This is a genomic window from Cupriavidus pauculus (genome assembly GCF_008693385.1).
GTDB classification, from domain to species: Bacteria; Pseudomonadota; Gammaproteobacteria; order Burkholderiales; family Burkholderiaceae; genus Cupriavidus; species Cupriavidus pauculus_D.
On the sequence record NZ_CP044065.1, the window covers coordinates 1,055,207 to 1,067,973 of the forward strand.

General features: G+C 67.3%; 11 protein-coding genes and 1 tRNA gene. 10 read left to right on the forward strand and 2 right to left on the reverse strand.

The window, feature by feature from the left end:
- The first annotated feature begins 100 nt into the window (after positions 1 to 100).
- Positions 101 to 1,348 carry a Zn-dependent hydrolase gene (locus FOB72_RS04875; protein WP_150371489.1) on the forward strand — a complete coding sequence of 416 codons (1,248 nt, stop codon included), beginning with the start codon at positions 101 to 103 and terminating at the stop codon, positions 1,346 to 1,348.
- A gap of 40 nt (positions 1,349 to 1,388) precedes the next feature.
- Here FOB72_RS04875 and FOB72_RS04880 read toward each other — a convergent pair whose 3' ends face one another.
- Positions 1,389 to 2,162, reverse strand: coding sequence for an IclR family transcriptional regulator (locus FOB72_RS04880; protein ID WP_150371491.1), 774 nt, complete (start codon positions 2,160 to 2,162; stop codon positions 1,389 to 1,391).
- Between the two features lie 246 nt (positions 2,163 to 2,408).
- Here FOB72_RS04880 and FOB72_RS04885 point away from each other — a divergent pair, with 246 nt between their 5' ends.
- The 6 genes from FOB72_RS04885 to FOB72_RS04910 all read left to right on the forward strand — a co-directional run bounded on the left by FOB72_RS04885 (position 2,409) and on the right by FOB72_RS04910 (position 7,344).
- A complete protein-coding gene (locus FOB72_RS04885) occupies positions 2,409 to 3,119 on the forward strand; it encodes a GntR family transcriptional regulator (protein WP_150371493.1) in 711 nt (236 codons plus the stop codon).
- Between the two features lie 32 nt (positions 3,120 to 3,151).
- Positions 3,152 to 3,829: a DUF2848 domain-containing protein gene (locus FOB72_RS04890; RefSeq protein ID WP_150371495.1), complete on the forward strand. Its 678-nt coding sequence runs from the start codon at positions 3,152 to 3,154 to the stop codon at positions 3,827 to 3,829.
- Positions 3,830 to 3,874: 45 nt separating this feature from the next.
- Positions 3,875 to 5,206 carry an amidase gene (locus FOB72_RS04895; RefSeq protein WP_150371497.1) on the forward strand — a complete coding sequence of 444 codons (1,332 nt, stop codon included), beginning with the start codon at positions 3,875 to 3,877 and terminating at the stop codon, positions 5,204 to 5,206.
- A gap of 99 nt (positions 5,207 to 5,305) precedes the next feature.
- Entirely contained in the window at positions 5,306 to 6,631 is a 1,326-nt protein-coding gene (locus FOB72_RS04900) for an MFS transporter (RefSeq protein ID WP_150371499.1), read from the forward strand.
- Between the two features lie 95 nt (positions 6,632 to 6,726).
- Positions 6,727 to 6,813, forward strand: a tRNA-Leu gene (locus FOB72_RS04905).
- Between the two features lie 171 nt (positions 6,814 to 6,984).
- Entirely contained in the window at positions 6,985 to 7,344 is a 360-nt protein-coding gene (locus tag FOB72_RS04910) for a VanZ family protein (RefSeq protein WP_150371500.1), read from the forward strand.
- Here the strand turns inward: FOB72_RS04910 and FOB72_RS04915 are convergent.
- Complete coding sequence (locus tag FOB72_RS04915) at positions 7,341 to 8,189, reverse strand: 23S rRNA (adenine(2030)-N(6))-methyltransferase RlmJ (RefSeq protein ID WP_150371502.1); 849 nt, start codon at positions 8,187 to 8,189, stop codon at positions 7,341 to 7,343. The genes FOB72_RS04910 and FOB72_RS04915 overlap by 4 nt on opposite strands.
- A gap of 112 nt (positions 8,190 to 8,301) precedes the next feature.
- Between FOB72_RS04915 and mnmC the strand changes: the two genes are divergently transcribed.
- From mnmC to clpP, 3 genes are all read left to right on the forward strand, one after another.
- Positions 8,302 to 10,407, forward strand: a complete 2,106-nt coding sequence (mnmC, locus tag FOB72_RS04920; RefSeq protein WP_150371504.1) for a bifunctional tRNA (5-methylaminomethyl-2-thiouridine)(34)-methyltransferase MnmD/FAD-dependent 5-carboxymethylaminomethyl-2-thiouridine(34) oxidoreductase MnmC — start codon at positions 8,302 to 8,304, stop codon at positions 10,405 to 10,407.
- A 187-nt stretch (positions 10,408 to 10,594) separates the two neighbouring features.
- Positions 10,595 to 11,950, forward strand: coding sequence for a trigger factor (tig, locus tag FOB72_RS04925; protein WP_150371506.1), 1,356 nt, complete (start codon positions 10,595 to 10,597; stop codon positions 11,948 to 11,950).
- Positions 11,951 to 12,057: 107 nt separating this feature from the next.
- The gene (gene clpP / locus FOB72_RS04930) at positions 12,058 to 12,708 is read left to right on the forward strand and encodes an ATP-dependent Clp endopeptidase proteolytic subunit ClpP (protein WP_150371508.1); all 651 of its coding nucleotides are present in this window, start codon (positions 12,058 to 12,060) and stop codon (positions 12,706 to 12,708) included.
- The last annotated feature ends 59 nt before the right edge of the window (positions 12,709 to 12,767 follow it).

Genomic DNA, 12,767 nt, shown 5'->3' on the forward strand with positions numbered 1-12,767 from the left:
AGTCATGTGCCACGTGCGTCGGTACCGATGGTCTGCTTCTTGCTGACGGACAGAGCCTGCGGGCATTCGACGCCCGACCTCACCGACACAGAGAACTCACATGGACACCCTTCACACCCCACGCATCAATGGCGCACGACTGTGGCAATCGCTGATGGACCTCGGCGCGCTCGGCGCCACGCCCAAGGGCGGCGTCTGCCGCATCGCGCTGACCGAGGAAGACAAGCTCGGCCGTGACCTGGTGGTGCGCTGGTGCCGCGAGGCGGGCCTCGATATCCGCGTGGACGAGATCGGCAACGTGTTCGCGCGCCGCGCGGGAAGCGATCCGGCGGCGGCCGCCGTGGCCACCGGCAGCCATATCGACACGCAGCCGTCGGGCGGCAAGTTCGACGGCAACTTCGGCGTGCTGGCTGGCCTCGAGGTCATGCGCACGCTCAACGACCTTGGCGTGGTCACGCGCGCGCCGCTGGAAGTGGCCATCTGGACCAACGAGGAGGGCACGCGCTTCACGCCCGTGATGATGGGCTCGGGCGTGTTTGCCGGCGTGTTCGACGCGGGCTTCGCGCGCGAACAGGCGGACCGCGCGGGCGTGACCGTGGGCGATGCGCTCGACGCCATCGGCTACCGCGGCGCGCAGCCGGCCGGCGACGTGCCCGGCGGCATGTATGCCGCGTATTTCGAGGCGCATATCGAGCAGGGCCCGGTGCTGGAGGCGGCTGGGCTGCCCATCGGCGTCGTGTCCGGCGCGCTGGGCCAGCAGTGGTACGACGTGGTGGTGACGGGGCAGGACGCCCACGCGGGCCCCACGCCGCTGGCGCTGCGCCATGACGCGATGCTGGCCGCCGCGCGCATGGTGGAAGCCGTCAACCGCATCGCGCGAGACGAGGCGCCGCATGGGCGCGGCACCGTGGGCTACCTCGAGGTCAAGCCCAACTCGCGCAACGTGATTCCGGGCCGCGTGGACTTCGCGGTGGACTTCCGCAACCTGTCGCAGGACGGGCTGGACCGCATGGATGCCGCGATGCGCGCGGCGTTCGCGGGCATTGCCGAGGCGGCCGCCGTGCAGGTGGAAATCCGCCAGGTGGTGAAGTTCGAGCCGTGCGTGTTCGCGCCCGAATGCGTGGAGGCCGTGCGCAAGGCTTCGGCGCTGCTGGGCCTGCCGAGCATGGACGTGGTCAGCGGCGCGGGGCACGACGCGGTGTACGTGGCGCAGTGCGCGCCGACGGGCATGATCTTCGTGCCGTGCAAGGACGGCATCAGCCACAACGAGCTGGAGGACGCGCTGCCCGAGCATATCGAGGCGGGCGCCAACGTCCTGCTGCAGGCGATGCTGACCGTAGCGGGCTGACCCTGGCGGGAAGGGGCGAGACGCCCCTTTCATCTCGCTCTCAGTGTCCGATCGAGCGGGAAATCGCCCACGCGCATTCCACGACGAGAGGCCCCAGCTTCCGCTGCGCCTCCTCCATCGTCCACCGGCTGACCGGCGGCGACACATGCACGGCCCCCACCGCAATGCCCTGGCTGTTGATGATCGGCGCGCCAACGCCCATATCGCCGAGAAACAGCTCCTCTTCGTTGTACGCATACCCCACGCTCCGGCACGCCACGACGCGGGAAAATATCGTCTCCACATCCGTGAGCGTCGCCGGCGTGCGCGCATGCCGCGTGGACGTCTCCAGCATCGCGCGCACCTGCGCATCGGGCAGCGTGCTCAGGTAGGCGCGGCCCGAGCTCGTGCAGTACATCGGAATGCGCATGCCCACGGGCGTCAGCACGGGCATGTGCTTGGCGGTCATGAGCTGCGCCACGTAGACCATATCGAGCCCCACGGGCTCCGTGAGGTTCGCGGTCTCGCCGCTGGCATTGGCCAGCTGCGACAGATACGGGCTGGCGATCGGAATCAGCGCATCGGCGGACAGGTAGTTGTAGCCGATCTCCATGACCTTCGGCGTCAGGCGAAAGCGCCGCGTCTGCGGATGCTTGTCGACGTAGCCAAGCTGCTCGAGCGTATGCACGGTGCGTTGGGCAGAGCTTTTGGTCATGCCGGTGAGCGACGCGAGTTCCACGAGCGTCAGGGTGCGATGCACGGCGGTGAACGCGCGCAATGCCTCGAGACCTTTCTCGAGGGACTGGTTGAAGAGCGGATCGGGCCGTTCGGACATGACGAAGCCATCGACAGAAAAAGGGCACCAACGTCGTGACCCGCTGCACCACGATGGGACCGTATTGCACCAAGATATGTGCGTATCGATCATCGATACGTTGCGGGTCCCTGACCTTAGCGAGTTCAATGCCTGCGCCCCGTGGATCGTGGCTTCCTCCGCGTAAACCCTGATAAAACTCCGTCTTGTGCCCAGTGAAATATCACACTAGTATCACAACAACTTAAGACACACCGCAGCGATCCAATGACGCGTCCCATCCGACTGGTAGCGAACGACACCGCCGACGCGAGCGAAGCCAGGCTTCCGCTCACGCCCGCCCAGAGCGGGGCGGCCATGCGCGAGCAGGCGTATATCGAGATCAAGCGCCGGATCATCGCGTGCGAGTTCCGCCCCGGCGAGCCGCTCAACGAGGCGCAGGTGGCCAACCTGCTGGGGCTGGGCCGCACGCCCGTCCATCAGGCGCTGCATCGGCTGGAGGTGGAGGGCCTCGTCCAGATCCTGCCGCGCAAGGGCATTCTCGTGACGCCGCTGTCGCTGAACGACGTGCTCGACATGATCGAAGTGCGCGCGACCAACGAGGTGCTGTGCGCCACGCTGGCCTGCGAGCGCGGACACGACAGCGATTTCAAGGCGATGCGCGACATCGTGGACCGCTCGCCGGACCTGATCGCGCGCCGGGACATTCCCGCGCTGGCCTCGCTGGACCTCAAGTTCCATACCGCCATGTCGGCCGCATCGCGCAATCGCGTGCTGGCCGACCTGCTGCGCAGCCTGCACGAGAAGCAGGCGCGCTTCTGGTTCCTCTCGCTGTCCGACCCACAGCACCTCGAGAACGTCTATCAGGAACATCTGGAGATCGTGGACGGACTCGAGCGCCGGGATATCCCGGCCGTGCGCGAGGCGATCCGCGAGCATATCGACGAATTCCGGAAGAACATCATCCGGACACTCTGAACGACCCACTCTTTCGCAACAGGATTCACGCAATGCCGACACTGCAATTCCAGGTAGCCGGCGGGGGCGCACTCGCCCTCGACATCGAACGACTGATCATCGCCGGCTGGACCGGCCGCGACGCGGACGCGGTGCAACACCACATCAAGGAACTCCAGGACATCGGCGTGAAGCCGCCCTCGACCGTCCCTTGCTTCTACCCGCTGGCCGCCTCGCTGCTGACCACGAGCGACGTCCTCGAAGTGCCGCGCGACGACTCGTCGGGCGAGACCGAGTTCGTGCTGCTGCAGGGCCAGGATGCGCTGTATATCGGCATCGGCTCGGACCATACCGACCGCAAGGTCGAGGCGTACGACGTCACGGTCTCCAAGCAGATGTGCGGCAAGCCCGTCGGCCGCGAAGTGTGGCGCTTCGACGAGGTGGCCGATCACTGGGACAGCCTCGAGATGCGCTGCTGGCGCGTGCGCGACGGCAAGCGCGCGCTGTATCAGGAAGGCAAGGTCACGCGCCTGCTGGACCCGCGCGACCTCGTCCAGCGGCTGACCGGCGAGGACGCGCTGCCCCCTGGCACCGCGATGTTCTGCGGCACGCAGGCCGTGATCGGCGAACTGGGCCACGGTGAAGCGTTCGAGGTCGAACTGCACGACCCCGTGCGCAACCGCACGCTGCGCCACGCGTACCGCGTGGAAAGCCTGGCCGTCGCGGACTGACGCGCGGGCAACACCCATCATCACGAGGCTCATCAAGGGAACGACATGGACCACACGTCTACGATCGCCGCGCTTGCGGCCGAACTCGCGGCAGGCCGCACGAGCAGCGTCGCGCTGACCGAAGCCGCGCTCGCGCGCATCCAGCAGCATCAGCAGGCCGGTGGCACCGCCTTTATGCAGGTGGATGCGGAAGGCGCGCTTGCCGCAGCCCGCGCGGCCGACCAGGCGCGCGTGGCGGGGCTCGTGGCCTCGCCGCTGGCGGGGTTGCCGGTTTCGATCAAGGATCTGTTCGACGTGCGCGGCCAGGTCACGCGCTCGGGCTCGAAGGCGCTGTCCGGCGAGCCCGCCACGGCCGATGCGCCGGCCGTGGCGCGTCTGCGCGCGGCCGGGGCCGTGCTGATCGGCCGGACCAATATGAGCGAGTTCGCGTTCTCGGGCCTCGGCCTCAATCCGCATTACGGCACGCCGCGCACGCCGCTGGACCCCGAGCGTATTTCCGGCGGGTCCACGTCGGGCGGTGCGGTGAGCGTGGCGGAAGGCATGGCCGTGGCCGCGCTCGGTACCGACACGGGCGGTTCCATCCGCATTCCGTCGGCATTCTGTGGGCTCACCGGCTTCAAACCGACGGCGAAGCGCGTGCCGCTGGATGGCGCGGTGCCGTTGTCCACGTCGCTCGATTCGGCCGGCCCGCTCGCGCGTTCGGTCGCCTGCTGCGCGGCCGTGGATGCGGTGCTGTCGGGCGAGACGCTCGATACGCGCCCGGCCACGCTGGCGGGGCTGCGCCTGTATGTGACGCGCGATTTCGTATGCGATGGCCTCGACGACGACGTGGCGCAGGCGTTCGATGCCGCGCTGGCGAAGCTGTCGTCGCTGGGCGCGCAGATCGTGCCATTTGCATTTCCGGCACTGCGCAGGCTGCCCGAGATCAATGCCGCGGGCGGTCTGACCGCCGCCGAAGCGTGGCAATGGCACAAGCAGCTGCTGGCCGAGCGCGGCGATCAGTACGATCCGCGCGTGGCCATGCGCATCCGCCGCGGCGAGAAGCTGAGCGCCGCCGACTATATCGAGTTGCTGGTCGCGCGCCGCGGCATGCAGGCGGAGGCCGCGTACCTCCTGCGCGATGCCGACGCGTGGCTGATGCCGACGGTCGCCGTGCGTCCGCCGCGGCTCGATGCGCTGCAGACCGACGAGGCGTTCTTCGCCACCAACGGCCTCGTGCTGCGCAATGCCAGCGTGATCAACTTCCTCGACGGTTGCGCCGCGTCGCTGCCGCTGGGGCAGGCGGCCGGACTGGGAATCGGCCTCGGCGTGTGCGGCCTGCACGGGCAGGATGCGCGCGTGCTGCAGGTGGCCGGCGCCATCGAGGCCGCGTTGTAACGGTTCCCGCAACGCTCCAGCACAGCGTTCGCCCATCTGTCGCCCGAGGGCCGCGCCAATGTAGCGCGGCCCCGCGTACCACACCAAGGAGTTGAAACAATGTCTTCCACGTTAGCCGGCGCCCCGGGCGTCGCCGACGGGCTGCCGCCCGCCGAACTCGCCCGGCAGCGCAACGACGCGTACCGCAAGATCACGGTCCGCCTGATTCCGTTCCTCGTCTTCCTGTTCATCCTCGCCTGGATCGACCGCGTCAACGTCGGTTTCGCCAAGCTCCAGATGCTGCAGGACCTGCAGTTCAGCGAAGCCGTCTATGGCTTCGGCGCGGGCATCTTCTTTATCGGCTACTTCCTGTTCGAAGTGCCGAGCAACCTGCTGCTCGAGAAGATCGGCGCGCGCAAGACGCTCGCGCGCATCACCATCCTGTGGGGCCTGGCCTCGATGGCGATGATCTTCGTCAAGACGCCGACGCAGTTCTATGCGCTGCGCTTCCTGCTCGGTATCTTCGAGGCTGGCTTCTTTCCTGGCGTGGTGCTGTACCTCACGTACTGGTTCCCGGCCGAGCGCCGCGCGCGCATCAACGGCCTGTTCATGACCTCGTTCGCGATCGCGGGCGTGGTGGGCGGCCCGCTGGCCGGTTTCATCATGACCACGATGGACAATGTGGATGGCCTCGCCAACTGGCAATGGCTGTTCGTGATCGAGGGCATTCCGTCGGTGCTGGCCGGTATCGCCGTGCTGATGTACCTGCCGGAGAAGCCCGTCAACGCCAAATGGCTCACCGCCGCCGAGCAGACGCTGGTCACGCGCGACGTGGAAGCGGAGGCCCGCGACCCGGCCAAGCATTCGTCGCTGCGCGACGCGTTCTCCAACTCGCGGGTGTGGATCTGCGCGGCCATTTACTTCTGCGTGGTCAGCGGCAACGCGACCATCGCGTTCTGGTCGCCGTCCATCATCAAGGAGCTGGGCGTTCAGGGCAACCTGCAGATCGGCCTCGTCTCGGCGATTCCGTTTATCGCCGGCACGATCGCGATGGTGCTCAACGGCATCCACTCCGACCGCTCGGGTGAACGCCGCATGCACTGCGCGATGGCCACGCTGCTGGCAGCCGCGGGGCTGACGATGACGGGCATGTTCCTGCAGAGCGCGACGCTGGCGCTCTGCGCGCTGACCATCGCGTCCATCGGCATCCTCGCCGCCTTCCCGGTGTTCTGGTCGCTCCCGTCGGCCTTTCTGGCCGGCACGGCAGCGGCGGGCGGCATCGCGCTGATCAACTCGATCGGCAACCTGGCCGGGTTCGTGGCGCCGTACATGATCGGCTGGTTCAAGACGACCACGGGCCAGCTGTCGTCGGGCCTGTACTTCGTCGCCGCACTGGAAGCCTGCGCCACGGTGCTGGTACTGGCGTTCATCCGCGTGAAACGGTGATCGAGCGGGGAGGGGACTGGATTCCCCTCCCGCGTTGCGCTACAATCCGCAGCCTCGTTTTCGGCCATGTGGCACAGGCCAGCGAGACAGGGACTGCGAGGGTGGCGAAATTGGTAGACGCACCAGGTTTAGGTCCTGACGCCAGCAATGGTGTAGGGGTTCGAGTCCCCTCCCTCGCACCAAAATCCTCCTGAATCCTCCTGAATCCTCCTGAATCCTCCTGAATCCGTTCTGCATCCCTTCCGAATCCGCTTCGGATTCTCTGCGCCCACGAACCGGGGTGCGCCCACGAACATATAGCGGCGCCGACTTGCGGTAACGTTACGTTCGTGTCTTCTTTTCTGAGCCCGGCCATGACCACGACGCTTCGCTCGATCGGGATGTTTCGTCTGATGTTCTGGGGCTGTGCGGCGGCCATTCTCGTGCTGGCGCTGTTGCCCCCGTCGACGCCGATGCCCACGACCGGGTGGGACAAGTCGAATCATATGCTCGCGTTTGGCACGCTGGCGGTGCTGGGGTCGCGCGCCTGGCCGGGGCGGATGTGGGGGATTTTGCTCGGGCTCATCGCGTATGGCGTGCTGATCGAGATTCTCCAGAGCTTGACACCCTACCGCGATGCCGATGCGATCGATGTGGTGGCCGATACGATCGGGGCGTTGATCGGGTTTGGCGTCAACGCCCTGATGGCGCGCTTTGGCGCGCGCTCCGCCTAGCTGTCCAGCGATTCCAGCGTAAACGACGCCCCGTCGTCCTGTCCTAGCATTTCCACGAGTTTAGGCAGCGCAGCCTCGAGGTCGGCCTTCAGGGTCCACGGCGGGTTGATCACGAACATGCCGCTGCCGTGCAGTCCGAGGCCGCCGGGAACCGGGTGCTTGACGGTCAGCGACGCGTGGACCCAGCTCTTGACCGGCAGGCGCTTCAGTTGCTCGGGCAACTGCGTCGACTCGCGGCGCTGCACCTGCGGATACCAGACCGCATACATGCCCGTGGCAAAGCGCTGCAGGCCGTCCTGCACCGCGCGCACCGTGCGCGCGTAGTCGTTCTTGTCTTCGTAGGCGGGGTCGATCAGCACCAGCGCGCGGCGCGGTGGTGGCGGCAGGATGGCCTTGAGGCCTTCGAAGCCGTCGGCGTCATAGAGCATGACCCGGCGGCCCGCGCCGCGGAAGTTGTCGCGCAGGACCTGGATCTCGGTCGGATGCAGCTCGAACAGCCGCAGGCGATCGGCATCGCGCAGCATCTGCCATGCGAGCCAAGGCGAGCCCGGATAATGGTTGAGTTCGCCGTCGGGGTTCAGTTCGTCCACCTGCTCGAGATAGGCCTCGAGCATCGCCGGCAGTTCCTCTTCCGATTCCCATAGCGGCCCGATGCCGGTCTCGAACTCGGCGTTCTTCTGCGCGTAGGCATGTTCCAGCGAGTACCGCCCGGCGCCTGCCTGCGTATCCACGTACCAGAACGGCTTGTCCTTGCGCGTCAGATAGTCGAGCAACTGCACGACGATCGCGTGCTTGAGCACATCGGCGTGGTTGCCGGCATGGAAGGCGTGGCGGTAGCTGAACATGGCATAAGCGGGCGAACGCGGCGTCGGCGATCGCCCGGGGCGGGGCACAAGGGGCCGCTATGCTACCATCCGCCGCCCCCGATTCCCTCAATGGAAAGCGATAATCGCGCCCATGCCGCGTGCTCTCGAGCCTGCCGAGCCGATCGTTGACGGTGACGGCACCCCCTATTCCCCACGCTACGGCGACGTGTATCACAGCAGCCGTGGCGGCCTCGCGCAGGCGCATCACGTGTTCCTGGGCGGCAACGGGCTGCCCGAACGCTGGCGCGACCGCCGGCAGTTCGTGATCGTCGAGACCGGTTTCGGGCAGGGGCTCAATTTCCTGGCGACGTGGCAGGCCTGGCGTGACGATCCGCAGCGCTGCGGTCGGCTGCATTTCGTCTCCATCGAGAAACATCCATTTACGCGCGACGGTCTGCGGCAGCTGCACGCGGGGCTTGGCGCATTGTTGCCGCTGGCCACCACGTTGCAGGCCGCCTGGCCCGACGTGTTGCCGGGGCTGCACCGGCTCGAATTCGAGGGCGGGGCGGTGACGCTGACGCTGGCGTTCGGCGATGCGGAGGCGCTGCTGCCCAGGCTGGCCGTGGGCGCCGATGCGTTCTATCTCGACGGGTTCTCGCCGTCGCGCAACAGCGATATGTGGTCCGACACGGTGTTTCGCGGCCTGTCGCGGCTGGCGCGCGCGGATGCGACGCTGGCGACGTACACGGCCGCGGGCTTCGTGCGGCGCGGGTTGCAGGCGGTGGGATTCGCGGTGCGCAAGGTACCGGGATTCGGTGGCAAGCGCGATATGACCGTGGCGCGGTTCGCGCCCGCCTGGAAGACGCGCCGCCATGCGCCGCCCGCGGCGGCATCATGGCCCGAACGGCATGCGATCGTGATCGGGGCGGGGCTCGCGGGATGCGCGGTGACCGAGCGGCTGGCCACGCGCGGCTGGCGGGTGACGCTGATCGATCGCCATGCGGGGCCGGCGCGGCAGACGTCCGCGCATCGGGCGGCGGCGATGCATCCGCATGTGTCGAGCGACGACAGCCTGCTGTCGCGGCTGTCGCGGGCGGGCAATCTCTACGCGCTGCGCGCGTGGGAGGCGCTGGCCGCGGCCGGGCATCCCGTGGGGTGGCATGGCTGCGGTGTGCTGCATGTCGGCGAGGACGCGGCGGACAACGCGGCGCAGCATGCCGCGCTGGCGGCACTGGGCTTTCCGGAGTCGTTCGCGCGCTGGATGCCGGCCGAGGAGGCCGCTGCCGTGCATGGCGCGGCGGTGCCGGCGGGCGGGCTGTGGTTCGCGCAGGGCGGCTGGGTCGCGCCGCCCGATATCTGCGCGGCGCAACTCGCCCACGCGGGCCCGGCCGTGACCGCGCGCTTCGGCTGCGAAGCCGCGCGCCTCGCCCGCGTGCCCGCACCGCGCGGCCCCTCGGTGGACACGGAGGACACGGAGGACACGGAGGACACGGAGGACACGGAGGACACGGCGGACACGGTGCCGGACTGGTGGCAGGTGCTCGCCGCCGACGGCAGCGTCATCGCCACCGCCCCGGTCCTCGTGCTGGCCAACGCCTACGAGGCCGGGCAGCTCGTGCCGTCGGCCTACCGCGAGCTCCGGCGCGTGCGTGGACAACTGACGGACCTGCCGGCCGACGCGATAACGGCGCTCGGCAGCTGGCCCGACTGCGTGGTCACGGGCAACGGCTACCTGCTGCCGCGCGCCGAAGACGGCAGCGCGCGCGTGGGATCGAGCTACGACGCCGACGACGGGCCACGGGTCGCGCGGCCAGAAGTCCACGCGGACAACCTCGCGCGCGCGGCCGCGCTGCTGCCCGAACACGCCGGCAGACTCGCCACGATGGACCCGAAGCAACTCGATGGCTACGTCGGCGTCCGCACGGTCACGCACAATCGCCTCCCGCTGATCGGCCACCTGCCAGACGAGGCGCAGGCCCTCGCCCATGCCGCCGCGCTGCGCGGCGCGCACCTGCGCGATCTGCCGCGCCTGCCGGGGCTGTACGCGGCCCTTGCGTTCGCCTCGCGCGGCCTCACATGGGCCGCACTGGCCGGCGAACTCGTCGCAAGCCAGATCGAGGGCGAACCGCTGCCAGTGGAGAGCGACCTGGCCGACGCCGTCGATCCCGCGCGCCTGCTGCTGCGCGCATTGCGCCACGGGCAGGCCCCGGCCGCCACGGGCGTGGCCGGCGAGGGCGCGGATTCCCGGTCAGGGTAAAAACTGCCGGAAGCGGATCGAAATCATGCGATAATCCGCGTTTTCCGTCCGCACGGAGCCCGCCGGATGCGTATCTGGGGCCGTCGATGATCGACCCCGAAATTGGCGCCATCCCGGAAATTGGGTGCACGTGAGCCGGACGTGAAGTAGGCAGAGACAACAACATTTCTGGATTGGATCAACGACCATGTCGAACGTCATTGAAAATCTCGGCAAGCTGGACCGCAAGGTGACCCTGGCCATCCCCAAGGCTGAAGTGCAGAAGGAAACGCAGGAACGCCTGGTTCGCCTGTCGAAGACGGTGAAGATGTCCGGCTTCCGCCCGGGCAAGGTGCCGATGAAGATGGTCGAGAAGCAGTACGGCCAGCAGGTCGAGTTCGAAGTCCGCTTCGACAAGGCCGCACGCGCCTTCTTCGACATCACCCAGGCGCAGGACGTCAAGGTGGCCGGCCAGCCCAAGTTCGACCTGAAGACCGACGGCGTCGCTGACGACGAAGTGGCCTTCGAGGCAACGTTCGAGGTGTATCCGGAAGTCAAGATCGGCGAACTGACCGGCGCCGAAGTGACCCGCACGAAGACCGAGATCGGCGACGCCGAGATCGACAAGACCGTGGACATCCTGCGCAAGCAGCGCGTGCACTACCACGTGCGCGGCGAAGCCGGTGACCATGGCGACGGTGGCAGCGATGTCGCCGCCAAGAATGGCGACCGCGTGACCGTGGACTTCGTGGGCAAGATCGACGGCGTGGAATTCGCCGGCGGCAAGGCCGAAGATTTCGCGTTCGTGCTCGGCGAAGGCCGCATGCTGCCCGAGTTCGAAGCCGCCGCCATCGGCCTGAAGGTCGGTGAGAGCAAGACCTTCCCGCTCGCGTTCCCGGCCGACTACCACGGCAAGGAAGTGGCCGGCAAGACCGCCGAATTCACGATCACGCTGAAGCGCGTCGAGTGGGCCCACATGCCCGAAGTGAACGACGAGTTCGCGAAGTCGCTCGGCATCGCCGACGGCAGCGTCGAGAAGATGCGCGCCGACATCCGCGAAAACCTCGAGCGCGAAGTCAAGCGCCGCACGCACGCCATGCTGAAGGACGAAGTCATGGAAGCGCTGATCAAGGTGAGCGAACTGGACGTGCCGAAGGCCCTGGTGGACCAGGACAAGGAACGCCTGGTCGAAATGGCCCGCCGCGACCTCGAGCAACGTGGCATGCCGAACGCCAAGGACATGCCGATTCCGGCCGACATGTTCACCCAGCAGGCCGAGCGCCGCGTGAAGCTGGGCCTGATCCTGGCCGAGATCGTCAAGGCCAACAGCCTGCAGGCCAAGCCCGAGCAGATCAAGGCCGAAATCGAGGACTTCGCGAAGAGCTACGAAGACCCGAAGGAAGTCATGCGCTGGTACTACGGCGACCAGCAGCGCCTGGCCGAAATGGAAGCCTACGTGCTCGAAAACAACGTGGTAAATTTCGTGTGCGAGAAGGCCAAGGTCACGGACAAGACGGTGTCGTTCGAGGAACTGACCGCCGAGTCGAATCCGCAACAAGCTTGATTCGGGCCTGATTCGCGTGAAGCGGCCGGCAAGGGTTTGGCCGGGGTTGAAAACCCCCGGCAGGGACCCAAGCTGGCCGTCATCCCCTGAATACCTGGAGAACCTGCATGACCCGCAATGATTTGCTAGACCGTCTGGCCACGACGCAGGCTTCGGCCCTGGAGACGCAGGGTCTCGGGCTGGTGCCGATGGTGGTCGAGCAGTCCGGCCGCGGCGAGCGCGCGTACGATATCTACTCGCGCCTGCTCAAGGAACGCGTGGTGTTCATGGTTGGCGAAGTGAACGACCAGACCGCGAATCTGGTCGTGGCGCAATTGCTGTTCCTCGAGAGCGAGAATCCCGACAAGGACGTGTCGCTCTACATCAATTCGCCGGGTGGCTCCGTTTCCGCGGGCCTCGCCATCTACGACACGATGCAGTTCATCAAGCCGGACGTGCAGACGCTGTGCATGGGCATGGCAGCGAGCATGGGCGCGTTCCTGCTGGCCGCCGGTGCCAAGGGCAAGCGGTCCGCGCTGCCGAACTCGCGCATCATGATCCATCAGCCGCTCGGCGGCGCGCGTGGCCAGGCCTCGGATATCGAGATCCAGGCGCGCGAGATCCTGTACCTGCGCGAACGCCTCAACAGCATCCTGTCCGAAGTGACCGGCCAGCCCGTGGAGAAAATCGCGCGCGATACCGATCGCGACAACTTCATGAGCGGCGACCAGGCGGTGGATTACGGCCTGATCGACAAGGTCATCGCGCGGCGCGGTTGAGCGCGCGTCGGCCAGCCTACCTTGGAACGAGGCCATGTGCCTCGTTTTTTGCTTTCAAG

Excerpts from the sequence above, each read along its gene's own strand:
- FOB72_RS04890 (WP_150371495.1), top strand. The coding sequence starts at position 3,152 with ATGCCGACACTGCAATTCCAGGTAGCCGGCGGGGGCGCACTCGCCCTC.
- FOB72_RS04880 (WP_150371491.1), bottom strand. The coding sequence starts at position 2,162 with ATGTCCGAACGGCCCGATCCGCTCTTCAACCAGTCCCTCGAGAAAGGT.
- FOB72_RS04915 (WP_150371502.1), bottom strand. The coding sequence starts at position 8,189 with ATGTTCAGCTACCGCCACGCCTTCCATGCCGGCAACCACGCCGATGTG.
- tig (WP_150371506.1), top strand. The coding sequence starts at position 10,595 with ATGTCGAACGTCATTGAAAATCTCGGCAAGCTGGACCGCAAGGTGACC.
- clpP (WP_150371508.1), top strand. The coding sequence starts at position 12,058 with ATGACCCGCAATGATTTGCTAGACCGTCTGGCCACGACGCAGGCTTCG.
- mnmC (WP_150371504.1), top strand. The coding sequence starts at position 8,302 with ATGCCGCGTGCTCTCGAGCCTGCCGAGCCGATCGTTGACGGTGACGGC.
- FOB72_RS04895 (WP_150371497.1), top strand. The coding sequence starts at position 3,875 with ATGGACCACACGTCTACGATCGCCGCGCTTGCGGCCGAACTCGCGGCA.
- FOB72_RS04875 (WP_150371489.1), top strand. The coding sequence starts at position 101 with ATGGACACCCTTCACACCCCACGCATCAATGGCGCACGACTGTGGCAA.
- FOB72_RS04900 (WP_150371499.1), top strand. The coding sequence starts at position 5,306 with ATGTCTTCCACGTTAGCCGGCGCCCCGGGCGTCGCCGACGGGCTGCCG.
- FOB72_RS04910 (WP_150371500.1), top strand. The coding sequence starts at position 6,985 with ATGACCACGACGCTTCGCTCGATCGGGATGTTTCGTCTGATGTTCTGG.
- FOB72_RS04885 (WP_150371493.1), top strand. The coding sequence starts at position 2,409 with ATGACGCGTCCCATCCGACTGGTAGCGAACGACACCGCCGACGCGAGC.